Annotated in this window: 24 protein-coding genes; 13 read left to right on the forward strand and 11 right to left on the reverse strand. The window is 70.5% G+C overall.

The features are described from left to right. Window positions 1-272: 272 nt before the first annotated feature. The 5 genes from ACTWQO_RS06385 to ACTWQO_RS06405 all read right to left on the reverse strand — a co-directional run bounded on the left by ACTWQO_RS06385 (window position 273) and on the right by ACTWQO_RS06405 (window position 3,145). Window positions 273-923 carry a TetR/AcrR family transcriptional regulator gene (locus ACTWQO_RS06385; protein WP_443236242.1) on the reverse strand — a complete coding sequence of 217 codons (651 nt, stop codon included), beginning with the start codon at window positions 921-923 and terminating at the stop codon, window positions 273-275. Next, window positions 920-1,600, reverse strand: coding sequence for a DUF4166 domain-containing protein (locus tag ACTWQO_RS06390; protein WP_443236243.1), 681 nt, complete (start codon window positions 1,598-1,600; stop codon window positions 920-922). The genes ACTWQO_RS06385 and ACTWQO_RS06390 overlap by 4 nt, the downstream gene beginning before the upstream one ends. Then, window positions 1,597-2,349, reverse strand: coding sequence for a hypothetical protein (locus ACTWQO_RS06395; RefSeq protein WP_443236244.1), 753 nt, complete (start codon window positions 2,347-2,349; stop codon window positions 1,597-1,599). The genes ACTWQO_RS06390 and ACTWQO_RS06395 overlap by 4 nt, the downstream gene beginning before the upstream one ends. A 161-nt stretch (window positions 2,350-2,510) precedes the next feature. Continuing rightward, window positions 2,511-2,804: an MTH1187 family thiamine-binding protein gene (locus tag ACTWQO_RS06400; RefSeq protein WP_443236245.1), complete on the reverse strand. Its 294-nt coding sequence runs from the start codon at window positions 2,802-2,804 to the stop codon at window positions 2,511-2,513. Next, on the reverse strand, window positions 2,801-3,145 hold the full coding sequence (locus tag ACTWQO_RS06405) for a DUF3817 domain-containing protein (RefSeq protein ID WP_443236246.1): 345 nt from the start codon (window positions 3,143-3,145) through the stop codon (window positions 2,801-2,803). The genes ACTWQO_RS06400 and ACTWQO_RS06405 overlap by 4 nt, the downstream gene beginning before the upstream one ends. A 193-nt stretch (window positions 3,146-3,338) precedes the next feature. Here ACTWQO_RS06405 and ACTWQO_RS06410 point away from each other — a divergent pair, with 193 nt between their 5' ends. From ACTWQO_RS06410 to ACTWQO_RS06425, 4 genes are all read left to right on the forward strand, one after another. Continuing rightward, complete coding sequence (locus ACTWQO_RS06410) at window positions 3,339-3,971, forward strand: AIM24 family protein (protein ID WP_443236448.1); 633 nt, start codon at window positions 3,339-3,341, stop codon at window positions 3,969-3,971. Window position 3,972: 1 nt separating this feature from the next. Then, window positions 3,973-4,623, forward strand: a complete 651-nt coding sequence (locus ACTWQO_RS06415) for an AIM24 family protein (RefSeq protein WP_443236247.1) — start codon at window positions 3,973-3,975, stop codon at window positions 4,621-4,623. Window positions 4,624-4,658: 35 nt separating this feature from the next. After that, window positions 4,659-5,414, forward strand: a complete 756-nt coding sequence (locus ACTWQO_RS06420; RefSeq protein WP_443236449.1) for an AIM24 family protein — start codon at window positions 4,659-4,661, stop codon at window positions 5,412-5,414. A 92-nt stretch (window positions 5,415-5,506) separates the two neighbouring features. Beyond that, on the forward strand, window positions 5,507-5,983 hold the full coding sequence (locus ACTWQO_RS06425; protein ID WP_360753564.1) for a MarR family winged helix-turn-helix transcriptional regulator: 477 nt from the start codon (window positions 5,507-5,509) through the stop codon (window positions 5,981-5,983). A gap of 8 nt (window positions 5,984-5,991) precedes the next feature. Here the strand turns inward: ACTWQO_RS06425 and ACTWQO_RS06430 are convergent, their stop codons facing one another. Together ACTWQO_RS06430 and ACTWQO_RS06435 are read right to left on the reverse strand one after the other, a co-directional pair. Continuing rightward, entirely contained in the window at window positions 5,992-7,410 is a 1,419-nt protein-coding gene (locus tag ACTWQO_RS06430; RefSeq protein WP_443236248.1) for a sensor histidine kinase, read from the reverse strand. After that, window positions 7,407-8,069: a response regulator transcription factor gene (locus ACTWQO_RS06435; protein ID WP_443236249.1), complete on the reverse strand. Its 663-nt coding sequence runs from the start codon at window positions 8,067-8,069 to the stop codon at window positions 7,407-7,409. Before ACTWQO_RS06435 ends, ACTWQO_RS06430 begins: the two co-directional genes overlap by 4 nt. Window positions 8,070-8,184: 115 nt before the next feature. On the opposite strand from ACTWQO_RS06435, the gene ACTWQO_RS06440 reads away from it, so the two are divergent. Further along, complete coding sequence (locus ACTWQO_RS06440) at window positions 8,185-8,844, forward strand: PepSY domain-containing protein (protein ID WP_443236250.1); 660 nt, start codon at window positions 8,185-8,187, stop codon at window positions 8,842-8,844. A 162-nt stretch (window positions 8,845-9,006) separates the two neighbouring features. On the opposite strand, the gene meaB is transcribed toward ACTWQO_RS06440, so the two are convergent. Together meaB and ACTWQO_RS06450 are read right to left on the reverse strand one after the other, a co-directional pair. Then, the gene (gene meaB / locus ACTWQO_RS06445) at window positions 9,007-9,963 is read right to left on the reverse strand and encodes a methylmalonyl Co-A mutase-associated GTPase MeaB (RefSeq protein WP_443236251.1); all 957 of its coding nucleotides are present in this window, start codon (window positions 9,961-9,963) and stop codon (window positions 9,007-9,009) included. A 34-nt stretch (window positions 9,964-9,997) separates the two neighbouring features. Beyond that, entirely contained in the window at window positions 9,998-11,200 is a 1,203-nt protein-coding gene (locus ACTWQO_RS06450; protein ID WP_443236252.1) for an acetyl-CoA C-acetyltransferase, read from the reverse strand. Window positions 11,201-11,347: 147 nt separating this feature from the next. Here ACTWQO_RS06450 and mce point away from each other — a divergent pair, with 147 nt between their 5' ends. The 7 genes from mce (at window position 11,348) to ACTWQO_RS06485 (ending at window position 21,085) form a co-directional block, all read left to right on the forward strand. Continuing rightward, the gene (gene mce / locus ACTWQO_RS06455) at window positions 11,348-11,788 is read left to right on the forward strand and encodes a methylmalonyl-CoA epimerase (protein WP_362952259.1); all 441 of its coding nucleotides are present in this window, start codon (window positions 11,348-11,350) and stop codon (window positions 11,786-11,788) included. A gap of 211 nt (window positions 11,789-11,999) precedes the next feature. Beyond that, window positions 12,000-15,848 (forward strand): polarized growth protein Scy, encoded by a 3,849-nt coding sequence (gene scy, locus ACTWQO_RS06460; protein ID WP_443236253.1) that lies wholly within the window; start codon window positions 12,000-12,002, stop codon window positions 15,846-15,848. A gap of 183 nt (window positions 15,849-16,031) precedes the next feature. Next, window positions 16,032-16,967 (forward strand): cellulose-binding protein, encoded by a 936-nt coding sequence (locus ACTWQO_RS06465; RefSeq protein WP_301984330.1) that lies wholly within the window; start codon window positions 16,032-16,034, stop codon window positions 16,965-16,967. Window positions 16,968-17,103: 136 nt separating this feature from the next. Beyond that, window positions 17,104-18,057 carry an ABC transporter ATP-binding protein gene (locus ACTWQO_RS06470; protein ID WP_443236254.1) on the forward strand — a complete coding sequence of 318 codons (954 nt, stop codon included), beginning with the start codon at window positions 17,104-17,106 and terminating at the stop codon, window positions 18,055-18,057. A gap of 2 nt (window positions 18,058-18,059) precedes the next feature. Continuing rightward, the gene (locus ACTWQO_RS06475) at window positions 18,060-18,830 is read left to right on the forward strand and encodes an ABC transporter permease (protein ID WP_443236255.1); all 771 of its coding nucleotides are present in this window, start codon (window positions 18,060-18,062) and stop codon (window positions 18,828-18,830) included. A 111-nt stretch (window positions 18,831-18,941) separates the two neighbouring features. Beyond that, the gene (locus ACTWQO_RS06480; RefSeq protein WP_443236256.1) at window positions 18,942-20,222 is read left to right on the forward strand and encodes an ABC transporter ATP-binding protein; all 1,281 of its coding nucleotides are present in this window, start codon (window positions 18,942-18,944) and stop codon (window positions 20,220-20,222) included. Further along, on the forward strand, window positions 20,219-21,085 hold the full coding sequence (locus ACTWQO_RS06485; RefSeq protein WP_443236257.1) for an ABC transporter permease: 867 nt from the start codon (window positions 20,219-20,221) through the stop codon (window positions 21,083-21,085). The genes ACTWQO_RS06480 and ACTWQO_RS06485 overlap by 4 nt, the downstream gene beginning before the upstream one ends. 6 nt (window positions 21,086-21,091) lie before the next feature. Here the strand turns inward: ACTWQO_RS06485 and ACTWQO_RS06490 are convergent, their stop codons facing one another. Continuing rightward, window positions 21,092-21,424 carry an ATP/GTP-binding protein gene (locus tag ACTWQO_RS06490; protein WP_210572632.1) on the reverse strand — a complete coding sequence of 111 codons (333 nt, stop codon included), beginning with the start codon at window positions 21,422-21,424 and terminating at the stop codon, window positions 21,092-21,094. Window positions 21,425-21,690: 266 nt separating this feature from the next. On the opposite strand from ACTWQO_RS06490, the gene ACTWQO_RS06495 reads away from it, so the two are divergent. After that, window positions 21,691-22,719, forward strand: a complete 1,029-nt coding sequence (locus tag ACTWQO_RS06495; RefSeq protein ID WP_443236258.1) for an LLM class flavin-dependent oxidoreductase — start codon at window positions 21,691-21,693, stop codon at window positions 22,717-22,719. A gap of 83 nt (window positions 22,720-22,802) precedes the next feature. On the opposite strand, the gene ACTWQO_RS06500 is transcribed toward ACTWQO_RS06495, so the two are convergent. After that, window positions 22,803-23,195: an SCO5389 family protein gene (locus ACTWQO_RS06500; protein ID WP_210572627.1), complete on the reverse strand. Its 393-nt coding sequence runs from the start codon at window positions 23,193-23,195 to the stop codon at window positions 22,803-22,805. Between the last annotated feature and the right edge of the window lie 46 nt (window positions 23,196-23,241).

Consider the following 23,241-nt stretch of genomic DNA (forward strand, 5'->3'; position numbering starts at 1 on the left):
GGGTGTCCGTCCTCGGAACGTCGCGGCTCGGTCGTTCACAGAGGTGCCCGTGTTGACGCGACAACCGCTGCGGGCGGACACCCCCACCGCGTCCCCTTCCCGCCGTGGGCGACCGCGGGTGCGTGGTCGCATCGCCAGTGCGTCGGGCCGGCCCCGCCAAGCTGCGGGCATGCGTGCCGCCTGGGGCGGCACGGGTGGGCGCAGGCGGCGCCCCGTCAGCGCCGGGCTGCGCGACCCACCCCGGGCCGGCACCGACGCCGGGGTTCATGTCGTCAGCGTCGGCTGGTCCGGCGGAGGTGGTGGCGTACCGCTCGCTGGGCGACTGGGCCGAGTTCCTCCAACGCCCCGACAAGGAAACCGAGTTGCTCCAGGGCGTCCAGCGCGGCGGTCGCCCCCGTCGGGTCCACCCCTTCGTACAGTTCGATGCCTACGAAGGACGCGGCAACCGCACGCGCCAGCCCCGCAGGGTCCGCGAACTCGCCGAAGGGTGTCGCCGCGAGGACTCGGGTGAGGACCTTCTCGATCTCGACGATCCACAGGTCGAGCCCCGCCGCCGTGGCCGGGCCGAGGTTCTCGTGGGTCTGGGCGCCGGCGAGGAGCTGGCCGAGAAGGGCGACATGGCCTCCGGCGCGTTCCTGTTCGTGGATCTCCCGGCCCACGGTGAGGAGTTCGGAGAGGGACGTGACGGTGGCCAGGCGGGGGCGGTAGCGCGCTACCGTCCGCTCCGCGCCGTATCTGCATGCCGCTGCCAGCAACTCGTCCACCGAACCGAAGTGGTAGAAGACCAGCGCCTGATTGACCCCGGCGGCGGCTGCCACGGTGCGGGCCGACGTCTTGGCGATGCCCTGCTCGGTGAGCGTCCGCAGCGCGCCCTCGAGGAGTTTGGTCTTGGTCTCGAGGGCCTTCGCCGTCTCGGGGCTCATGCGCGGAACTCCTCGCGGACGGGGCGGAGTCCGGGGCGTACACCGCAGCGTTGTATGTCTGTGTACGTCGCCTTGAACGAACCCTCGTAGCCGAAGAGCGGGCCGAAGTAGCGGTTCACTACCTGGACTTGGACGCGGAAGCGGGCCGTGTTGTTGTCGTAGCTCTCCCGTACCTGCGCCGTCGCGCCTATCAGTTCGGGGACGCGTACGTCCACCGGGCCCTCCCGGAAGCGGTGTTCGCCGGAGCGGATCAGGAGGGAGCCGTCCGGCTCCGCGGTGAAGTGGAGGTCGGTCGCCAGGTGCTGGTGGGTGCCGAGGTAGTCGAGGATGCGGTCGCCCTTGGGGCTCAGCACCATCTGGGCGTCGAAGCGGCGGGGGCGGCCGGGCAGGTCGAAGGTGCGCACGAAGGTCACCGTCTCACGGCCGTAGGAGTCCACGTAGGGGACGTTCTCGATGGTGAAGGGGACGTTCCGGCCGGTGCGCGGGACGAGGATGTTCCGGGTTGTGCCGAGGGTGAGGAAGGGTTTGAGCCACGGGCCGCCGTGCCAGATGCGGTGCATGACGCCCTGGCCTGTGCACGCCTCGCCGGTCGACAGGCCGACCGAGAAGCGGCGCTGGAGTTGGGGGTGCAGGCGGTCGAAGTCCGTGCCCATCACCGTGCGGAAGATCGACGTCATGACAGCTCCTTCAGCGTGCGCAGGACGCGCGGGGCACGCGCGCGCGTGGGTGGGGTGCGCAGGCAGCGGCGTGCCGCGGGCGTGCAGGCGAGGGGGGACTTGAGGAGGGCCGCGCAGATGGCGAGCGTCAGGAAGAGGGGGTAGACGTACGCCATCGTCGGCGCGAACGGGCCGAAGAGGGTGAGGGAGGAGGCCTTGAGCAGGGCCGTGGCGGCGAGCGTGAGGGTCAGGGCTCGTACGGTCATTTCCGCCAGCCAGTTCAGCAGCGCTCGCTCTGGCGTGATCCCGCGCTCCAGCCAGAGGCGGAGGCGGTCGAAGGACCATGCCGTCGCCCAGCCCATCAGGGGGCGGAGGACGAGGCGGTCGGCCAGTGCGCCGAAGGCGCCCCAGCGGGGGCGGTAGTCGTAGCCGGTGAGGAAGCGGACTCCGTCGCCGTCGGGGACGTAGCGCCAGTAGCCGCTGCCCTCGGCGAGGAGGGAGAGGGGGTGCCGGGAGGCGAAGCGCAGGGCCGAGGTGCGGGTGCCGTCGGGGCGTTCCCTCTCGCCGGCCGAGATTCCGGTGCCGGCGATGGTGAGGAAGGGCAGCACGCGCGTGGCGTAGCGGAAGCGCTGCGGCTCGCCTTCGGTGCGCGGGAGGTAGTCGATCTCGGTGAAGCGGAGGTCCCAGCGCTGGTGCTGGGAGGGCTCCTGGGTGTGGGTCCAGAGGTCGTCGAGGTCGGCGCGTATGAATGCCTCTATGTAGAGACCCATCGTTCATCCCCCTGGTGAGCGTGTTGTGAGCGCGTTTTTGAGCGAGTGCTCAAACTGCTTCGAGCGGGAGCGTAGCAGCTTTTTGAGCGATCGCTCAAAGAGGTGGGACGAGAAAACCCCGGCCCTGTCGGGCCGGGGTCCGCTGTTGGTGTGCGTGCCGCCTATTCGGCCAGGTGTCGCTCCACCGTCTCCACCTTGGAGGTGAGACCGTCGGTCACGCCGGGGCGGATGTCCGCCTTGAGGACCAGGGACACACGCGGGGCGCGCGCCTCGACCGCGGCGACGGCTCGCTTGACGACGTCCATGACCTCGTCCCAGTCGCCCTCGACGGAGGTGAACATCGCGTCCGTGTGGTTGGGCAGGCCGGACTCGCGGACCACGCGGACGGCGTCGGCGACGTACTCCCCCACGTCCTCGCCGACGCCCAGCGGCGTCACGGAGAAGGCGACGATCACGCGTTCACGATCCCTTCCTTGCGGGCGCGGGAGGCGATCACCGCGTTCTCGGCCTCGCGCTTGAGCTTGCGCTCGGCGAAGAAGCCGCCGGTGGGCAGGACGGAGAGGACGAAGTACAGGGCGGCGGTCTTCGGGGACCACTTCGTGCGGTTCCAGGCGTCCGCCCAGAAGATCACGTACAGGATGAAGAGAACGCCGTGGATCATGCCCATCACGGGCACCGCGTTGAAGTCCGTGGTCCGCTTCAGCACCGAGCAGACCAGCAGGAGCAGGAACGAGACGGCCTCGGGGGCCGAGACGAGGCGGAGGCGGCGGAGGGCGGCGGCGGTCTTGAGGTCCACGGGTCACCTTCGGTGGGAGAAGCGTCTACTGCTTGTGAACACGAGCACAAACGTCCGCCCATTGTGGCAAACGGCTGCGCGAGCGCGTGGCCGGGGGTGCGGCCGCTCCGCCCTTAGGGGTGCGATCAGGGTCGATCTCCACCCGTGGGACCTGTTGGCGGGCACCGGCTGCGGCTACCTTCGCACCGTGGCGATGTTCCGACTTCAAGGCAGCAAGGTGCTCGCCGTCGACATGACCGGGGACGCCGTGAAGGCGAAGAACGGCTCGATGGTCGCGTACGACGGGCAGATGGCCTTCAAGAAGCTGAGCGGCGGCGGTGAGGGCATCCGCGGGATGGTGACGCGGCGGATCACCGGGGAGCAGATGACGGTGATGGAGGTGAGGGGGCAGGGGACCTGTTGGTTCGCGGACCGGGCGTCCGAGATCAACCTCGTGAGTCTCCAGGGGGACAAGCTGTACGTGGAGTCGAGCAACCTGCTGGCGACCGACGCGGGACTGCGGACGGGCACGTCCTTCACGGGGCTGCGCGGCGCCTCGCAGGGCAACGGGCTGTTCACGACGACCGTCGAGGGGCACGGTCAGGCGGCGATCATGTCCGACGGGCCGGCTGTGGTGCTGCGGGTGAGTCCGCAGTATCCGCTGAGCGTCGACCCTGGGGCCTATGTCGCGCATCAGGGGAATCTGCGGCAGTCCTTCCAGTCCGGTGTGACGTTCCGCACATTCATGGGCGAGGGCGGCGGCGAGGCCTTCCAGATCCGCTTCGAGGGGGATGGGCTCGTGTATGTCCAGCCCAGCGAGCGGAACACCGTCGCGGGGGATGTGTGAGATGACCTTCCGTGAGATCAACTCCAAGATGGTCGAGGCGACCGTCATGCCCGGCCAGCGGCTGTTCAGCCAGCGCGGCGCCATGCTCGCCTACAAGGGCGAGGTGTCCTTCACGCCCAACACGGCCGGGGGCCAGGGCGGGATCATGTCGATGATCGGGCGCCGGGTCGCCAATGAGGACACGCCGCTGATGACCGTCGAGGGCAGCGGCACGGTGCTGTTCGGGCACGGCGGCCACCACGTCCAGGTGATCAACCTCGCCGGCGACACGCTGTGCGTGGAGGCGGACCGGCTGCTCGCCTTCGAGGGCACGCTTCAGCAAGGGACGATGTTCCTGGGGGCGCAGGGCGGCGTGATGGGCATGGTGCGGGGCCAGGTGTCGGGGCAGGGGCTGTTCACCACCACCCTCAAGGGACAGGGCGCGGTCGCGGTGATGGCGCACGGCGGCGTCTTCGAGATACCGATCACCCCCCAGCGGCCCGTCCATGTCGACCCGCAGGCCTACGTCGCCCACCACGGCGACGTACGCAACAAGCTGTCCACGGCCCTGGGCTGGCGGGACATGGTGGGCCGTGGCTCCGGCGAGGCGTTCCAGCTGGAGCTGAGCGGCAACGGCGCGGTGTACGTCCAGGCTTCGGAGGAAAAGCTGTGACCTACGGAACTCCGGGCGTCGTCGTCCACGACCCGATGACCCTGCCCGCCGACGACAACGTGAACTCGTACACCTTCTGCGTGGAGCTCAAGGGCACCCAGTGGTTCCTGCAGAAGGGGAAGATGATCGCCTACTACGGCTCGATCGACTTCAACGGCGTCGGGCACGGCCGTTTGGACCGTCTTGTCCGTACGTCCTTTCATTCGCCTCTGCACGCAAGCGACTGGGTCGTGGCGGAGGGCTCGGGCAAGATGCTCCTCGCCGACCGGGCCTTCGACGTGAATTCATACGACCTCGAGAACGGCAACCTGACCATTCGCTCGGGCAACCTCCTCGCTTTTCAGCCAAGTCTCGCGCTCAAGCAGTCGATCGTTCCAGGTTTTCTGACGCTGATCGGAACCGGCAAGTTCGTAGCCGCATCTAACGGTCCGGTGGTGTTCATGGAGCCGCCGATCCGGGTGGACCCGCAGGCGCTCGTCGGCTGGGCCGACTGCCCGTCGCCGTGCCATCACTACGACCACGGCTATATGACGGGCCTGATGGGCGGTCTACGTGCGATGACGGGCCTCGGCGGGGCCTCCGGAGAGGAGCATCAGTTCGAGTTCGTGGGAGCCGGTACGGTCCTGCTGCAGTCCACCGAAACCCTGATGGCCGAGCAGGCCACGGGGGCGGTCCCGCAGCAGGCCGGCGTACCCGGTGGTCATGGGGGAAACACAGGGCCCGGACAGCAACCGGGCGCACCGCGTCTTCCCGGACAGCTGGGGGACCTCCAGCGTCGCTTCGGGCTGTGAGCGGTAGTCTGCGGAGTGTGACGTCGAACGCGTGCACGCAGTCACACCACCCTCACTAGTTCGCCTTTCAACATTTTAGGTAGACTGCATTCATGGAGACCGAGACGGCCACGCGCTGGCTGACCGATGCGGAGCAGTGCGCCTGGCGCACCCACCTGGAGGTCAACAGGCTGTTGACGTACCAGCTCGAGAAGGACCTGCAGCCGTTCGGCCTGACGATGAACGACTACGAGATCCTGGTGAATCTCTCCGAGTCGGAGGACGTACGGATGCGGATGAGCGACCTCGCGTCCGCCACCCTCCAGTCCAAGAGCCGCCTCTCACACCAGATCACCCGCATGGAGAACGCGGACCTGGTGCGGCGCGAGAACTGCGAGTCCGACCGCCGCGGGCTGTACGCGGTGCTGACCGAGCACGGCATGGAGACGATGCAGAAGGTCGCGCCCCATCATGTGGCGTCTGTGCGGAGGCACTTCATCGATCTGCTGTCCCCCGAGGCACTGACCGAGCTCGACAAGGCGCTGAAGCCGATCGCGGAGCACCTGCGCGGGCAGCGAGGGCGCCCCTGACGGCTTGATCAGGCAAGCGGCAGGCGGAGTGCGAACAGGGCTCCGCCTGCCGGTGCGTCCCGCACCGTGAGCGTGCCGCCGTGCCGTACGGCGACGTCCCGGGCGATGGCGAGGCCCAGCCCCGCCCCGCCGTCGTCACGGCTGCGGGCGGCGTCCAGCCGTACGAACCGCTCGAAGATCCGCTCCCGATCGGCCTCCGGCACCCCGTCACCGTCGTCGGCGACCTCGACCACCGCCCGGTCCCCGTCCCGCCGCACGGCCACGGTGACCGCCGATCTGGCGTGCCGCCGCGCGTTGTCCAGCAGATTGGCCAGCACCCGCCCCAACTGCCCGCGTGATCCCACCACTTCGACCGCGTCGAAGGCCTCGACCGTCACGCCCGCCCGGCCCGCGGCCTCTTCCCGGGCCAGCGCGGCGAGGTCCACCCGTGTGTCGGTCGGCCCCTCCCCCGCGTCCAGCCGGGCCAGCAGCAGCAGATCGGCGGCCAGGTGCTGCAGTCGTACGGTGTCGGCGACTGCCCCGTCCAGGTCCAGCAACTCCGGGTGGGCGGCGGCCACTTCCAGCTGGGTGCGCAGCGACGCGATGGGGCTGCGCAGCTCGTGGGAGGCGTCGGCGACGAACCGCCGCTGGCGCTCCACGGAGGTCTCCAGGGCGGCCAGCGTCTCGTTCGTGGTCCGGGCGAGCCGGGCCACCTCGTCGTGCGTGTCCGGCACCGGCACGCGGCGTGCCAGGTCCTCGGAGGCGGTGATCGCGGCCATCTCGCCGCGGATGCCCTCGACCGGGTGCAGCGCACGCCGGGTGACCAGCCACGTCACGCCCGCGACGACGCCGAGCAGCAGCGGGAAGCCGATCAGCATGACGGTCAGCGCGGTGTTGACGGCGCTCTGCTCGGCGGACAGCGGGGCGCCCGCGTAGACGGTCAGCGCGCCCTTGCCCGGGACCTGCACATGGACCTCGGCGAACCGGTAGTCGGCCGTCTCCCTCTCGATGGTCGCGGAACCGTCGTGGAACCTGGTGTGCCGGCCGATCTCACCGGGTTGCAGGGACTGGTCGTCGGAGTCGTCGTCATCATCGTCGTCGCCCTCCACCGGGCTGCCCACCGGCGTCTGCGGCCGTACCGCGTCCGTGCCCGTCCCGCTGATCCGCTCCAGCTTCTCGCTCGCCGCGACGAGCCTGCCGTCCGCGTCGACGACCTGGACCGGCTGGTCGTCGTCGTCCAGGGAGAGCCGGTCGTACGCCGTCCCGGCCGCGAGGTCGGCTGCCACCTCCCGCGCGGTCCGCTCGGCCTGCGTGCCCGCCTCGCCGACGAGGTTGGACCGCAGGGAGAGCAGGACGGCGGTACCGGCCGCGAGGAGCGCCACGGCGACGACGAGGGTGGCGCCGAGCGTCGCCCGGGAGCGTACGGAGCCGAAGAGCCGTCGTCTCACGCCGTCTCCAGCCGGTAGCCGGCGCCGCGCACCGTCCGGATGAGCCCGGCGCGCAGCTTGCGCCGCAGGGTGCTGATGTACACCTCGACGATGTTCGGGTCGCCCTCGTACGCGAAGTCCCAGACGTGCTCCAGGATCTCGGCCTTGGACACCACCTCGCCGGCCCGCAGCACGAGCTGCTCCAGGACCGCGAACTCCTTGGCGGTCAGGGCGACTTCGTCCTCGGCCAGGAAGACCCGGCGGGCGGCGGTGTCGACCTTCAGCTCGCCGTGGACGTGCACGGGCGAGGCCCCGGCGCCCTGCCGTCGCCGCATCAGGGCCTTGATCCGGGCGACCAGGACGACGTACGAGAACGGCTTGGTGAGGTAGTCGTCAGCGCCCGTGTCGAGGCCCTCCGCCTCGTCGTACTCGCCGTCCTTCGCGGTGAGCATCAGGATCGGCACGTCGTGGCCGGCGGCCCGCAGGGCGGCGCAGACGCGGTAGCCGTTGAGGCCGGGGAGCATGATGTCGAGGATCACCAGGTCGTACGTCCCCTCGGTCGCCCGGTGCAGGCCTTCGCGGCCGTCGTGCACGACGTCGACGGCGTAGCCCTCGGCCGTCAGGCCCTTGGCGAGCGACAAGGCGAGCCGCTTTTCGTCCTCCACGATCAACAGGCGCATGGGTCAAGGTTCGCAAAGCCAAGCTGAAGAACTCTTCAGGCGGCTTCAGGTTCCCCTCAGCGTCGGTCAGCGAGATTGATTCCCGTCGAACACGAACGACTCTGGAGGAATCCGCATGAAGCGCAACATCGTGATCGCCGCTGTCACGGCCGCCGCACTGATCGGGGGCGGTACGGCCACGGCACTCGCGGTCACGGGGGACGACGACGCGCCTGCGCGGCAGAAGGACGCGACGGTGACGCGGGACGACGCCGCGCCGCGCGTGGAGTCCGGCACCGTGACCGCCGCCGACGCGATCGCCGCCGCCCTGAAGGAAACCCCGGGCACGGCTGTCTCCGCCGACCTGGACGACGACCGTGACGACGACGGGGATGACGGCGCGGCCGGGTGGAAGGTCCGCATCCTCGCCGACGACAACACCTGGCACCAGGTCCGCATCGACCCGGCCAACGGCAACGTCCTCGGATCCCACACCGGGCGCGAGGACGATGACGACGACACCGCCGGCGTACGCGCCGCCCTCAAGGGCACCTCCGTGACCGCCGCGCAGGCCGCCGAGGCCGCCGCCGCCAAGGGAACGGTGACGGACGTGGACCTCGACGACGACGGCCGCTCGAAGGCCTGGGACGTCAGCACGGGCTCGGGCAAGGACGACCGCGACTGGCGCGTCGACCTGAAGACCGGCAAGGTCACGGCGGACTCGGACGACGACGACACCGACGACCGGAACGGCCGGGCGGACGACGGTCGCGACGACGACCGTCACGACGACTGACGATTCAGCGAACGGCAGGTGCAGCGCCCCGAAGGGGCGCGGGGCTGTATCGATATGCGGCTCCGCCGCGTGGGCGCGACCAGCCACAACGGACCCGCGGCCGGACGACGGCCGAGCGCTCCCGTCCTGCGGAGCGCTCGGCAGTCGTCCGGCCGTTTCCCGTCAGCTGGCGGTGATGCCGGCGACCAGTTCGTCAGCCGCCCCGTACGGATCCAGCTCCCCCGCGACGATCCGCTCCGCCAGCGCGCTCAGCCGCCGGTCTCCGTGCAGGTCGTCGATCCGCTCGCGCAGGGCGGTGACGGCGATCGTCTCGACCTCGCGGGAGGCGCGGGCCAGCCGGCGCTCGGCGAGGACGCCGTGCTCCTCCATCCAGGCGCGGTGCTTCTCCAGCGCTTCGAGGACCTCGTCGATGCCCTCGGCGCGGGCGGCGACCGTCTTGACGATCGGGGGGCGCCAGTCGCCCGGGCCCCGGGATTCGCCGAGGCCCAGCATGTGGTTCAGCTCGCGGGCGGTCGCGTCGGCGCCGTCGCGGTCGGCCTTGTTGACGACGTACACATCCCCGATCTCCAGGATTCCGGCCTTGGCGGCCTGGATTCCGTCGCCCATGCCGGGGGCGAGGAGGACCACGCTCGTGTCCGCCTGCGAGGCGATCTCGACCTCCGACTGGCCGACGCCGACGGTCTCGACCAGGATCACGTCGCAGCCCGCCGCGTCCAGTACGCGGATCGCCTGCGGCGCGGACCACGCGAGGCCGCCCAGGTGGCCGCGCGTCGCCATGGAGCGGATGTAGACGCCGGGGTCGGAGGCGTGCTCCGACATACGGACGCGGTCGCCGAGCAGGGCGCCGCCGGAGAACGGCGAGGACGGGTCGACGGCGAGGACGCCGACCCGCTTGCCCTGCTTGCGATACGCCGTCACCATCGCCGACGTCGATGTCGACTTGCCGACACCCGGTGAGCCGGTGAGGCCGACGACGTACGCGTTGCCCGTCAACGGGGCGAGCGCCGTCATGACCTCACGGAGTTGCGGTGACGCCCCCTCCACCAGGGAGATCAGCCGGGCCACGGCCCGCGGCCGGCCTTCTCTGGCCTGGGCCACCAGCGTGGAGACGTCCTGCATCACAGCTCCGTTCAGCTCACCTACGTAAACGACATCAGGCCTTGGGTACCCGCACGATGAGCGCGTCACCCTGCCCGCCGCCGCCGCACAGCGCGGCCGCGCCGACGCCGCCGCCCCGGCGCTTCAGCTCCAGCGCCAGGTGCAGCACGAGGCGGGCGCCCGACATGCCGATCGGGTGGCCGAGGGCAATCGCGCCACCATTGACGTTCACCCTTTCGCTGGACACTTCGAGGTCCTTCATTGACTGGACGGCGACCGCCGCGAACGCCTCGTTGATCTCGATGAGGTCGAGGTCCGCGACCTCCAGGCCCTCCTTCTTCAGGGCGTGCAGGATCGCGTTCGACGGCTGCGACTGGAGAGAGTTGTCCGGACCGGCCACATTGCCGTGGGCGCCGATCTCGGCGATCCACTCGAGGCCCAGCTCCTGCGCCTTGGCCTTGCTCATCACGACCACGGCCGCCGCACCGTCGGAGATCTGCGAGGCCGAACCCGCGGTGATCGTGCCGTCCTTGGCGAACGCCGGGCGCAGCTTGCCCAGCGACTCGGCCGTCGTCTCGGCGCGGATGCCCTCGTCCTTGCTGAAGACGACCGGCTCGCCCTTGCGCTGCGGGATCTCGATCGGGGTGATCTCGGCCTCGAAGACGCCGTTCTTCTGGGCGGCCGCGGCGCGCTGGTGGGACAAGGCGGCGATCTCGTCCTGCTCGGGGCGCGCGATGCCCAGCTTCGTGTTGTGCTTCTCGGTCGACTGGCCCATGGGGACGTTCTCCCACGGGTCGGTCAGACCGTCGTACGCCATGGCGTCGAGCATCTCGATCGCCCCGTACTTGTATCCCTCGCGGGACTTCGGGAGCAGATGGGGGGCGTTGGTCATGGACTCCTGGCCGCCGGCCACGATCACGTCGAACTCGCCGGCGCGGATCAGCTGATCCGCGAGCGCGATCGCGTCGAGGCCCGACAGGCACACCTTGTTGACGGTGAGCGCCGGGACGTTCATCGGAATGCCGGCCTTGACCGCGGCCTGGCGCGCCGGGATCTGCCCCGCCCCGGCCTGGAGCACCTGGCCCATGATCACGTACTGCACCTGGTCGCCACCGATCCCCGCACGGTCGAGGGCGGCCTTGATCGCGAAGCCGCCTAGATCGGCCCCGGAGAACGACTTGAGCGAGCCGAGCAACCGACCCATCGGAGTGCGGGCACCCGCGACGATGACGGATGTCGTGGTGTTCGTTCCAGACATGAGGTGCGATCCCCTTCCAGCTGCACAGCTGAGGAGTGAACGAGGGTTTACTTCGAATGTACTGAGCGGTAGTCCACCGCGTCATCCGGCAGTCGGTGTGATCGCGCGCACGTTGCGTAACCGTCCCCGTAGCGCTGCACTGACTTCATGCTGACGCGAATCGACCACATCGGGATCGCCTGCTTCGACCTCGACAAGACCGTCGAGTTCTACCGGGCCACTTATGGCTTCGAGGTGTTCCACTCCGAGATCAACGAGGAGCAGGGCGTACGCGAGGCCATGCTCAAGATCAACGATACGTCCGACGGCGGGGCGTCCTACCTCCAGCTCCTGGAGCCCATCCGCGAGGACTCCACCGTCGCGAAGTGGCTCGCGAAGAACGGGGAGGGGGTCCACCACATCGCTTTCGGCACGGCGGACGTCGACGCCGATGCCGCGGACATCAAGGACAAGGGCGTACGCGTGCTCTACGAAGAGCCCCGACGCGGCTCCATGGGGTCACGGATCACGTTCCTGCACCCAAAGGATTGCCATGGCGTCCTGACAGAACTGGTCACTTCGGCGCCTGTTGAGTCACCTGAGCACTGACCCCCGTACATATGGGCCGGTAGGGTTGGGGGCGGTCGCCGCTCAACCCTGTGGTGACCGCTGGCCGGGGTCCGGGTTTCGGGGGGCGAGCGTCGGGGCGGCAGCCCGTGCTCCGCCGTTGATCTGACACCATTCCCCGGGGGCCCCGTTCGGCGGATGGACGGTGCTCGTTTGGAGAGACTTGCGACCAGGGGACGGATGGGACCGCGCAGTGCGGGGCTACGAAAGCCAGGAGCGAGAGCCGGCGGCTGACGTCGACCACCTCTCTCGGTTCGAGGCCGAGATGGATCGGCTGAAGACCGAGCGGGAAAAGGCGATCCAGCACGCCGAGGACCTCGGCTACCAGGTCGAGGTGCTGCGCGCCAAGCTGCACGAGGCGCGGCGCACCCTCATGTCCCGGCCCGCCTACGAGGGCGGCGACATCGGCTATCAGGCCGAGCAGTTGCTGCGCAACGCCCAGATGCAGGCGGACCAGCTGCGGCTGGACGCCGAGCGGGAGATGAGCCAGGCCCGGGCGCAGACCCAGCGGATCCTCCAGGAGCACGCCGAGCAGGCCGCCCGGCTCCAGGCGGAGTTGCATCAGGAGGCGGTCACCCGCCGCCAGCAGCTCGACCAGGAGCTGGCCGAGCGCCGGCAGACCGTCGAGTCGCACGTCAACGAGAACGTGGCGTGGGCCGAGCAGCTGCGCGCCCGCAGCGAGCAGCAGGCCCGCCGGCTCCTCGAGGAGTCCCGCGCGGAGGCCGAGCAGGCCATGGCCGCCGCCCGCGCGGAGGCCGAGCGGCTCACCGCCGAGGCCCGGCAGCGGCTGACCAGCGAGGCCGAGACGGCCCGCGCGGAGGCCGAGCAGCTGCTGCGTCGCGCCCGTGCGGACGCCGAGCGGCTGCTGAACGCGGCGTCCACCCAGGCCCAGGAGGCCACCGACCACGCCGAGCAGCTGCGCACCTCCACGGTGAGCGAGTCCGACAGCGCCCGCCGCCAGGCGACCGAGCTGAGCCGGGCCGCCGAGCAGCGGATGACGGAGGCCGAGAAGGCGCTGCGCACCGCGCAGGCCGAGGCCGAGAAGGTGCTCACCGAGGCCAAGGAGGCCGCCGCCAAGGCCCTCTCCAGCGCCGAGGCGGCCAACGAGCAGCGCACCCGTACGGCGAAGGAGCAGGTCGCCCGGCTGGTCAGCGAGGCCACCAAGGAGGCCGAGGCCACCAAGTCGGACGCCGAGCAGATCGTCTCGGACGCCCGTGCCGAGGCCGAGCGGATCGTCGAGGAGGCCTCCGAGAAGGCCCGCACGCTCACCGCCGAGGAGAGCGCGACCCAGCTGTCGAAGGCGGCCAAGACCGCCGAGGACGTCCTCAACAAGGCGCAGGAAGACGCGCAGAACACCACCAAGGCGGCCACCGAGGAGGCCGAGCGGATCCGCCGCGAGGCGGAGACCGAGGCCGACCGGCTGCGCGCCGAGGCGCACGACATCGCCGAGCAGCTCAAGGGCTCGGCGAAGGACGACACCAAGGAGTACCGCGCCAAGACGGTCGAGCTGCAGGAGGAGGCCCGCCGGCTGCGCGGCGAGGCCGAGCAGCTGCGCGCCGACGCGGTCGCCGAGGGCGAGAAGATCCGCGCGGAGGCCCGCAAGGAGGCCGTCCAGCAGATCGAGGAGGCGGCCAAGACCGCCGAGGAACTGCTCTCCAAGGCGAAGGCCGACGCCGACGAGCTGCGCCAGACCGCCCAGACGGACAGCGAGAAGGTCCGTACGGAGGCGATCGAGCGGGCGACGACGCTGCGCCGCCAGGCCGAGGAGACCCTGCAGCGCACCCGCCAGGAGGCCGAGCGGCACCGCGAGGAGGTCGTCGAGCAGGCCGAGGGCATCAAGGCGGACGCCGAGCGGGCCTCGCTTGAGCTGCGCGAGGAGACCGAGCGCGCCATAGAGGCCCGCCGCGCCGAGGCCGCCGAGGGACTGACCCGGCTGCACACGGAGGCCGAGGAGCGGCTCGCGACGGCCGAGCAGGCGCTGACCGACGCCCGCGAGGAGGCCGCGCGGATCCGCCGCGAGGCCGCCGAGGAGACGGAGCGGCTGCGCTCCGAGGCCGCCGAGCGGATCCGTACGCTCCAGGCGCAGGCCGAGGCGGAGGCCGAACGGCTGCGTGACGAGGCCGCGTCGGACGCGTCCGCCTCCCGCGCGGAGGGCGAGGCCATCGCCGTACGACTGCGGTCGGAGGCCGCGGCGGAGGCCGAGCGGCTGAAGTCGGAGGCCCAGGACACCGCCGACCGGGTCCGCTCGGAGGCACAGGCCGCCGCCGAGCGGCTCGGCACGGAGGCCACGGAGACGCTGGCCGCCGCCCAGGAGGAGGCCGCCCGGCGCCGCCGCGAGGCCGAGGAACTCCTCGGCTCCGCGCGCCAGGAGGCGGACCAGGAGCGGGAGCGGGCCCGCGAGCAGAGCGAGGAGCTGCTGGCCGTAGCGCGGGGCCGCGTGGAGGAGGCGCAGACCGAGGCGCTCCGGCTGATCGAGGAGGCCGACCGGCGCGCCACCGAGATGGTGTCCGCTGCCGAGCAACACGCCCAGCAGGTACGGGACTCGGTCGTCGGGCTGCACGAGCAGGCCCAGGAGGAGATCACCGGGCTGCGCTCCGCCGCCGAGCACGCCGCGGACCGTACCCGGCGCGAGGCGCAGGAGGAAGCCGACCGGGTTCGCTCGGACGCCTACGCCGAGCGGGAGCGGGCCAGCGAGGACGCGGGCCGTGTCCGGCGGGAGGCGGCCGAGGAGACGCAGGCCGCCAAGTCCCTTGCGGAGCGCACCGTTTCGGAGGCGATCGCCGAGTCCGAGCGGCTGCGCTCGGAGGCCGCCGAGCACGCCCAGCGGGTGCGCACGGAGGCGTCGGAGAGCACCGCGCAGGCCGAGCAGGACGCCTCGCGCACCCGGGCGGACGCCCGCGAGGACGCCAACCGGATCCGGTCGGACGCGGCGACGCAGGCGGACACCCTCATCACCGAGGCGCGGTCCGAGGCGGAGCGGCTGGCCACGGAGACGGCCGCGGAGGCCGAGCGCGTACGGGCCGAGTCGGTCGCCCAGGCCGAGCAGCGGATGTCGGACGCGACCAGCGACGCGGAGCGGCTGCGCGCGGAGGCCGCCGAGACGGTCGGCGCGGCCCAGCAGCACGCCGAGCGGGTCCGGGCCGAGTCGGCGCGGGTCAAGGCGGAGGCCGAAGCGGAGGCGGAGCGGCTGGTGTCGTCGGCGCGCGAAGAGGCCGAGCGCACCCTCGACGAGGCCCGCAAGGACTCCAACAAGCGGCGCTCCGAAGCGGCCGAGCAGGTCGACACGCTCATCACGGAGACCACGGCCGAGGCGGACAAACTGCTCACCGAGGCGCAGCAGCAGGCGCACAAGACGACGGCCGAGGCCGAGGCGCAGGCCGACACGATGGTCGGCGCGGCCCGCAGCGAGGCCGACCGGCTGGTGTCCGAGGCGACCGTCGAGGGCAACGCGATGGTGGAGAAGGCCCGTACGGACGCGGACGAGTTGCTCGTCGGCGCCCGCCGGGACGCCACCGCGATCCGGGAGCGCGCCGAGGAGCTGCGCGACCGCATCACGACGGAGATCGAGGAACTGCACGAGCGCGCCCGCCGTGAGTCGGCCGAGACGATGAAGTCGGCGGGCGACCGCTGCGACGCGCTCATCAAGGCCGCCGAGGAGCAGCTCGCCAAGGCGCAGGCGAAGGCCAAGGAGCTGGTCTCGGAGGCCAACTCGGAGGCGGGCAAGGTCCGTATCGCCGCGGTCAAGAAGGCCGAGGGGCTGCTCAAGGAGGCCGAGCAGAAGAAGGCGACGCTCGTGAAGGAGGCCGAGGAACTCAAGGCCGAGGCGATCCGCGAGGCGAAGCGCACGGTCGAGGAGGGCAAGCGCGAGCTGGAGACGCTGGTGCGGCGCCGCGAGGACATCAACGCCGAGATCTCCCGCGTCCAGGACGTCCTGGAGGCGCTCGAGTCCTTCGAAGCGCCGTCGGCGGGCAAGGACGGCGCGGTCAAGGCCGGTGCGACGGTCGGCGCCCCCCGATCGGGTGGCAAGTCGCCGGAGAGCTAGCGCAGTCGAGGAGTTTCGGTGTCTTCTGGGGCCTTTGACCAAGTCTTTGGCAAGCCGTCTGACGGTTAGCCACCCAAAAGGGGTGTCATTCTCCAGATCAAACACGCATCCGCTCGATGACACACCGCTTCGGCCCCTAGGATTCCACCTATCACCTCACCGGTCTCTTTCGACAGGAACCCCATGAGCGACACTTCCCCCTACGGCTTCGAGCTTGTGCGGCGTGGGTACGACCGCGCTCAGGTGGACGAACGGATCTCCAAGCTCGTCTCCGACCGTGACAGCGCTCTCGCCCGCATCACCGCTCTGGAAAAGCGCATCGAGGAGCTCCATCTCGAAACGCAGAACGCCCAGGCTCAGGTGAACGACGCTGAGCCGTCGTACGCCGGCCTCGGCGCGCGGGTCGAGAAGATCCTTCGCCTCGCCGAGGAAGAGGCCAAGGATCTGCGCGAGGAGGCCCGCCGAGCCGCCGAGCAGCACCGCGAACTCGCCGAGTCGTCGGCCCAGCAGGTCCGCAACGACGCAGAATCGTTCGCTGCGGAGCGCAAGGCCAAGGCGGAGGACGAAGGCGTCCGGATCGTCGAGAAGGCCAAGAGTGACTCCGCCCAGCTGCGTGCCGAGGCACAGAAGGACGCGCAGTCCAAGCGCGAGGAGGCGGACGCCCTCTTCGAGGAGACCCGCGCCAAGGCCGCGCAGGCCGCCGCCGACTTCGAGACGAACCTCGCCAAGCGCCGCGAGCAGTCCGAGCGCGACCTGGCCTCCCGTCAGGCCAAGGCCGAGAAGCGCCTCGCCGAGATCGAGCACCGCGCGGAGCAGCTGCGCCTGGAGGCGGAGAAGCTGCGCACGGACGCCGAGCGCCGCGCCCGCCAGACGGTGGAGACGGCTCAGCGCCAGGCCGAGGACATCGTGGCCGACGCCAACGCCAAGGCCGACCGCATCCGTTCGGAATCCGAGCGCGAGCTGGCCGCCCTCACCAACCGCCGCGACTCCATCAACGCACAGCTGACCAACGTGCGCGAGATGCTGGCGACCCTCACGGGCGCCGCGGTGGCCGCCGCCGGCACGCCGGCCGAGGACGAGCCGATCTCCCGCGGGGTTCCGGCGCAGCAGACCCGGTAAGCGAGTGAGTTAGTACGGCCGAGGCCCGCATCCCCTGGGCAGGGGGTGCGGGCCTTTGTCGATTGTTGCCACAGCCGTCGGCCTCGGTTTGCCAGTCCGGGTGGCATCCGCCGAACGCCCGATTTAGCGTTGCCGCATGATTGAGCTCGAGGGGCTGACCAAGCGGTACGGCGAGAAGGTGGCGGTCAACAACCTCACCTTCACCGTCAGACCGGGAATCGTCACGGGGTTCCTCGGGCCGAACGGTGCGGGCAAGTCCACCACCATGCGGATGATTCTCGGGCTCGACCACCCCACCGCCGGGGACGTCCGTATCGACGGCAAGCACTACGACCAGCTGAAGGACCCGCTGACGTACATCGGCGCCCTGCTGGAGGCCAAGGCCTGGCACGGCGGGCGCAGCGCCTACAACCACCTGCTCTGCCTCGCGCAGAGCAACGGCATTCCGAGCAGCCGGGTGCGGGACGTGCTGGAGACGGTCGGACTGACGGCGGTCGCGCGGAAGAAGACCAAGGGCTTCTCGATGGGCATGGGCCAGCGGCTCGGCATCGCGGGCGCGCTCCTCGGCGACCCGCGGATCCTGATGTTCGACGAGCCGGTCAACGGGCTGGACCCCGAGGGCATCCACTGGATCCGCAACCTCATGAAGTCGCTGGCCGCGCAGGGCCGTACGGTCTTCGTCTCCTCGCACCTGATGAGCGAGATGGCGCTGACCGCCGATCACCTCGTCGTCATCGGCCAGGGCCGGCTGCTCGCCGACACGACCATGGCCGACTTCATCGCGCGCAACTCGCGGTCGTACGTCCGGATCCGCACCCCGCAGCGCGAGCGGCTGCTCGATGTGCTGCACGGGGCCGGGATCACCGTCGTGGAGACCGGCAACGGAACCCTCGAGGTGGACGGCAGCAAGTCCGAGCGGATCGGCGAGCTGGCCGCGCAGCACCAGATCGTGCTGCATGAGCTGAGCCCGCAGCAGGCCTCGCTGGAGGAGGCGTTCATGCAGCTGACCGCCGAATCGGTGGAATACCACGCACACTCCGACGCCCCTCGGCAAGAACCGTGGGGCAACGGCTGGAACAAGGGGGCCTGAGCATGGCGACGACCCAGGTCATCCGCTCCGAGTGGACGAAGATCCGCTCCGTCGCGTCCACCGTCTGGACGCTCTCCCTCGCCGTGGTGGTCACCATCGGCCTCGGCATCCTGATCTCGGCGCTGTCGAAGAGCGAGTTCGACAACATGAACCGGCAGGACCAGCTCTCCTTCGACCCGACCTTCATCAGCTTCGCGGGCATGAGCCTCGGTCAGCTGGCGATGATCGTGTTCGGCGTGCTCGTCGTCTCGAACGAGTACAGCACCGGCATGATCCGCAGCTCGCTGGCCGCGGTGCCGCAGCGCGGCACCTTCCTGGTCAGCAAGATCGCGGTCGCCACCGGCCTCTGCCTGGCCGTCGGCCTCGTCACCAGCTTCGTCACGTTCTTCCTGGGGCAGGCGATGCTCGGCGACCTCAAGGCCTCCATCGGCGACCCGGGCGTGCTGCGCGCGGTCATCGGCGGCGGGGTCTACATGACCCTCATCGCGATGTTCTCGATGGGCGTCGCCGCGATGCTGCGCTCACCGATGCTGTCGCTGGGCATCCTGATGCCGTTCTTCTTCCTGATCTCCAACATCCTCGGCAATGTCTCGGCGACGAAGAAGATCGGCCAGTACCTGCCCGACCAGGCCGGCAGCAAGATCATGCAGGTGGTCACGCCGGTCGACGACGACGCCCCGTACGGCCCCTGGGGCGGGCTCGCGATCATGGCGCTGTGGGTGGTCGTGGCGCTTGTGGGCGGTTACGTACTGCTGAAGAAAAGGGACGCCTGAACCTTACGGTTTTGCTTCATCTTGAAGGGAACCGTCAGTGCCCGGATATCCTCCTAACCCTTACGGGGGGCGTGTGCCCCGCTGTCCTGAACCTTTCGATGGGTGCGGAGCATGATCGAGGCAGTCGGCCTGACCAAGCGCTACGGCGACAAGACCGCTGTGTACAACCTTTCCTTCCAGGTGCGGCCCGGTGCCGTCACCGGCTTCCTCGGGCCGAACGGCTCGGGCAAGTCGACGACGATGCGGATGATCCTCGGCTTGGACAACCCCACTTCGGGGCAGGTGACGATCGGCGGCTACCCCTATCGCAAGCTGCCCAACGCGCCCCGCCAGGTCGGCGCGCTGCTCGACGCCAAGGCCGTGCACGGTGGCCGGGCCGCCCGCAACCACCTGCTCTGCCTCGCCCAGCTGTCCGGTATCCCGGCCCGCCGCGTGGACGAGGTGCTCGGCGTGGTCGGCTTGCAGGACGTGGCCAGGAAGCGCTCCAAGGGCTTCTCCCTCGGCATGGGCCAGCGCCTCGGCATCGCCGCCGCGCTGCTCGGCGACCCCCAGGTCCTGCTGTTCGACGAGCCGGTCAACGGCCTCGACCCCGAGGGCATCCTCTGGGTGCGCAACCTGATGAAGTCGCTCGCGGCGGAGGGCCGTACGGTCTTCGTCTCCTCGCACCTGATGAGCGAGATGGCGGTGACCGCCGACCACCTCATCGTGATCGGCCGCGGGCAGCTGCTCGCCGACATGCGCATCACGGACTTCATCTCGGCGAACTCCGCCGACTTCGCGCGCGTGCGCACGCCCGACACCGAGCCGCAGCTGCGCGAGAAGCTGACCACCGCGATCACCGAGGCGGGCGGCCACGTACTGCCCGAGCAGGACGGCGCGCTGCGGGTGACCGGGCTGCCGCTGGCCCGCATCAGCGACATCGCGCACGAGGCGGACGTACGCCTGTGGGAGCTGTCGCCGCACCAGGCCTCGCTGGAGGAGGCGTACATGCGGATGACGCAGGGCGCCGTGGACTACCGGTCGACGGTCGACCAGAAGGAGGGGCTGATGCAGCCCCTGCCGCCCGGCACGCAGCCCCCGATGCCGGTTCCCGGGCAGGGCCAGCCCGGCTGGTACGCCCCGCCGCCGCCCCAGCAGGGCGGGCAGCCGTTCGCCCCGCCGGCCGTGCAGGGACAGGGCCTGTACGGCGCTCCTGCCGCGCCCGGTGCGCCCAGCGCCGTCCCCGGCGCGGGACAGCCCAACCCGTACGCCCAGCCCGCGCCGCCGGCTCAGCAGCCCGCGCCCGCGCAGTCGGCACCCGCACCCCAGCAGCCCGCTGCCGCGCCCGCACAGCCCCCCGCCGCCCCCGCGCAGCCCGCCGCCGCCCCGACCAAGCACGAGGACGCCCGATGAGCACGCCCCAGCCCCCGACGCAGCAGGCCGCGCCCGCGTGGCAGGCTGCCCCCGGTTCGCAGTTCCCGACGTACACCTCGCCGATCCCCGTCGTCCGGACGCACCTCGGGCATGCCCTCGCCTCGGAGTGGACCAAGATCCGGTCGGTGCGCTCCACGATGTGGACGCTGGGCGTGTTCGTGCTGCTCGTCGTAGGCATCGGGCTGGCGGCCGGCGCACTGGTCGCCAACTCGTCCGAGGCCGGTCTGGGCGACGAGAACCCGCTGGCCCTGGGCTTCTTCGGACTGCTCCTCGGCGTCATGTGCATCATCACCCTCGGTGTGCTGACGACGGCCTCGGAGTACGGCACGGGCATGATCCGTACGACGATGACCGCGTGCCCCTCGCGTGGGCGGGTGATGGCGGCGAAGGCGATCGTGTTCTTCACGGTGGCGTTCGTGGTGACGCTGGTGGCGACCTCGTTCGTGGCCGTCGCCCAGGTGGGCATGGTGACCGACGCGCGGGATCCGTCCAGCGGAGAATGGCTGAAGGGCACGCTCGGTGTGTCCCTCTACATCGCGCTCCTCGGGCTGCTCTCGCTCATCATCGGCTCGATCATCCGGCACTCGGCCGGTGCCATCACCGTCATGATCGGCGTCGTCCTGGCCCCGCTGGTCATCGCGCTGTTCATGTTCTCGCAGTCGCTGCGGGACCTGCAGGAAGCCCTGTTCGAGTACTCGATCCCGAACCAGCTCAGCGTCTTCTACTCCAACTCCCTCACCGAGACGGGCCCCTCCGGCTGGGAGCCGCTGTGGATCGTCCTCGGCGTGACGGCCGTGGCCTTCGTCGGCGCCTACGCCCTGCTGGAGCAGCGGGACGTCTGAGTCCCGTCAGAACTTCGGCGCGTTCCTGGACCGCTGCACCCGTGTGGTGCGGCGGTCCTTCGCGTTCCAGCACGCCTTGTGCCAGTGGCGGCGTTCGTCGACGCCCGAGTGGTCCGGCCAGGCGACGACGTGCGGGACACCGGAGGGGATCAGCTGGTCACAGCCGGGACAGCGGTACATCTTGCCCTGCGCACTGGCCCCGGCCACGTGCCGCACGTTCCACTCCTCGCCCCGCCAGCTCTCCCTCGACTCCCAGCCGCCGTATCGGCCCGGCCGGTCGTCCTCGGCGCTCCGGCCGGACGACTCACTGCCCTTGGGTCGGTTGCGACGCGGGGACACGGAACACCTCACGGGGCTATACAGGAAGCACGGGCCCAAACAGCCTACGCGGCGCGGTCAGGGGTACGCGTAGAGGACCAATCACGCAAGTCGCCCTCCCGGCCCGTCCCTTCCCGATCCCCTACCGACCCCTACTCGACCCGTTTCTTGATCCGTTCTCCAGACAATCCGCAAATCTCTTCGCCAAGCCGTGTCCTCGGCACGTGTCAGACGGTTATGCCCGGTGGGGGAGCTCCATGTCGGAGCCAAGGAAGCAGGAAAAAGCAATGCGCGTAGGAAGTTTCGTGTTGGCGGCCCAGTTCCCGGGCCAGGGTCAGGGGGAGGCGCTGCACCGCGCGGTCCGCTCGGCCGAGGTGGCGGAGGAGGCGGGGCTCGACGCGGTATGGCTGGCCGAGCACCACTTCGTGCCGTACGGCACCTGCCCCTCGGCGATCACGCTGGCCGCGTTACTGCTCGGCCGCACCCACCGCCTCAGGGTCGGCACGGCGGTCAGCGTACTGCCCACCGTCCACCCCGTCGCCCTCGGCGAGCAGGCCGCGCTGCTGCACATGACGAGCGGCGGGCGCTTCTCGCTGGGCGTCGGGCGCGGCGGGCCCTGGGTCGACCTGGAGGTGTTCGGCTCGGGCCTGGAGGCGTACGAGAAGGCGTACCCGGAATCACTCGATCTGCTGTTGCGCTGGCTCAGCGAACCCTCGGTGGCGGCGGACGGGGACCGCTTCGCCTTCCGTGAAGTGGCCGTCGTACCCAGGCCGTCGGAGTCCCTGACCGGCACCCCGGGCCCCGAGGTCGTCCTCGCGTGCACCTCACCGGCGAGCGTGCGGCTGGCCGCCGAGCGCGGGCTGCCGATGCTGCTCGGGATGCATGTCGGGGACGAGGAGAAGGCCGAGATGATCGCCCTGTGGCGGGGGCACGCGCGCGCGTGCGGGCGGCCGGCGGACGAGATCCTCGGCGCGGCCCATGTCTCCGCCGGCATCTGCCAGATCGCCGACCGGCGTACCGAAGCGGTGGAGACGCTGCTGAAGGCGATGCCGGGCTGGCTGAAGCAGGGCCTGGACGCCCATGTGACGGTCGACGGCCGTGCGCGGCAGATGCGCGACCCGCTGGCCTACACCGAACTCCTCTGCGGGCTGCACCCGGTGGGCACCCCGCGGCTGTGCGCCGACCGCCTCGCGGCGACCAGCGAGCGGACCGGTATCACCCGCTTCGCGCTGCTCGTCGAAGGCTCGGGGGACCTCGCGGCCACCGAGGAGAACGTCCGTCGGCTCGGCGCCGAAGTGCTCCCGCACCTCGGGTGAACGGGCCAGCCCGGCGGGGAGCTTGCCGCTCCAGTACTGAATGCACCTCCCGCGTACGGAGCGGCAAGCAAAGCGGCTCGTCCTCAGCAGTCCCGGAACTCCGGCGACTGATTGAGCAGCTGACTGCGGACCGAGGTGAAGCGGGCCAGCTTCTCGTCGACCGAGGAGTCGAGCGGGAACACCGCCACCCGGTGGCAGTTCTGGAAGGCCAGCCGGACACCGAAGTGCCGTTGCAGCGCGCCGCGGATCGCGTCACTGGCAAGCGCACGCAGCAGCTGGCCGCGTGCCTGCTCGTCCGGCGGGGGCGTCTGGTTGTCGGCGAACGCACCGCCGTCCACCTTCAGCTGGGCCACCAGGGAGCTGATCATCTCCCATGCGTAGGGCAGGGAGGTCCGGACGCAGTCGACGAATTCTGCTTCGTCGACCTCGCCTCGCTCGGCCTGTTCGAGTAGGGCCGGTGAGACGTCGAGCGACATGGGTTCTCCTCTCGCACCCCCGGATCACAGGGGTTGCCGGACAGGG

It is taken from the genome of Streptomyces sp. 4N124, assembly GCF_052245395.1.
Classification (GTDB): Bacteria; Actinomycetota; Actinomycetes; order Streptomycetales; family Streptomycetaceae; genus Streptomyces.

Excerpts from the sequence above, each read along its gene's own strand:
- ACTWQO_RS06385 (WP_443236242.1), bottom strand. The coding sequence starts at position 923 with ATGAGCCCCGAGACGGCGAAGGCCCTCGAGACCAAGACCAAACTCCTC.
- ACTWQO_RS06390 (WP_443236243.1), bottom strand. The coding sequence starts at position 1,600 with ATGACGTCGATCTTCCGCACGGTGATGGGCACGGACTTCGACCGCCTG.
- ACTWQO_RS06395 (WP_443236244.1), bottom strand. The coding sequence starts at position 2,349 with ATGGGTCTCTACATAGAGGCATTCATACGCGCCGACCTCGACGACCTC.
- ACTWQO_RS06410 (WP_443236448.1), top strand. The coding sequence starts at position 3,339 with ATGTTCCGACTTCAAGGCAGCAAGGTGCTCGCCGTCGACATGACCGGG.
- ACTWQO_RS06415 (WP_443236247.1), top strand. The coding sequence starts at position 3,973 with ATGACCTTCCGTGAGATCAACTCCAAGATGGTCGAGGCGACCGTCATG.
- ACTWQO_RS06420 (WP_443236449.1), top strand. The coding sequence starts at position 4,659 with ATGACCCTGCCCGCCGACGACAACGTGAACTCGTACACCTTCTGCGTG.
- ACTWQO_RS06425 (WP_360753564.1), top strand. The coding sequence starts at position 5,507 with ATGGAGACCGAGACGGCCACGCGCTGGCTGACCGATGCGGAGCAGTGC.
- ACTWQO_RS06435 (WP_443236249.1), bottom strand. The coding sequence starts at position 8,069 with ATGCGCCTGTTGATCGTGGAGGACGAAAAGCGGCTCGCCTTGTCGCTC.
- ACTWQO_RS06440 (WP_443236250.1), top strand. The coding sequence starts at position 8,185 with ATGAAGCGCAACATCGTGATCGCCGCTGTCACGGCCGCCGCACTGATC.
- meaB (WP_443236251.1), bottom strand. The coding sequence starts at position 9,963 with ATGCAGGACGTCTCCACGCTGGTGGCCCAGGCCAGAGAAGGCCGGCCG.
- ACTWQO_RS06450 (WP_443236252.1), bottom strand. The coding sequence starts at position 11,200 with ATGTCTGGAACGAACACCACGACATCCGTCATCGTCGCGGGTGCCCGC.
- mce (WP_362952259.1), top strand. The coding sequence starts at position 11,348 with ATGCTGACGCGAATCGACCACATCGGGATCGCCTGCTTCGACCTCGAC.
- ACTWQO_RS06465 (WP_301984330.1), top strand. The coding sequence starts at position 16,032 with ATGAGCGACACTTCCCCCTACGGCTTCGAGCTTGTGCGGCGTGGGTAC.
- ACTWQO_RS06470 (WP_443236254.1), top strand. The coding sequence starts at position 17,104 with ATGATTGAGCTCGAGGGGCTGACCAAGCGGTACGGCGAGAAGGTGGCG.
- ACTWQO_RS06475 (WP_443236255.1), top strand. The coding sequence starts at position 18,060 with ATGGCGACGACCCAGGTCATCCGCTCCGAGTGGACGAAGATCCGCTCC.
- ACTWQO_RS06480 (WP_443236256.1), top strand. The coding sequence starts at position 18,942 with ATGATCGAGGCAGTCGGCCTGACCAAGCGCTACGGCGACAAGACCGCT.
- ACTWQO_RS06485 (WP_443236257.1), top strand. The coding sequence starts at position 20,219 with ATGAGCACGCCCCAGCCCCCGACGCAGCAGGCCGCGCCCGCGTGGCAG.
- ACTWQO_RS06495 (WP_443236258.1), top strand. The coding sequence starts at position 21,691 with ATGCGCGTAGGAAGTTTCGTGTTGGCGGCCCAGTTCCCGGGCCAGGGT.
- ACTWQO_RS06500 (WP_210572627.1), bottom strand. The coding sequence starts at position 23,195 with ATGTCGCTCGACGTCTCACCGGCCCTACTCGAACAGGCCGAGCGAGGC.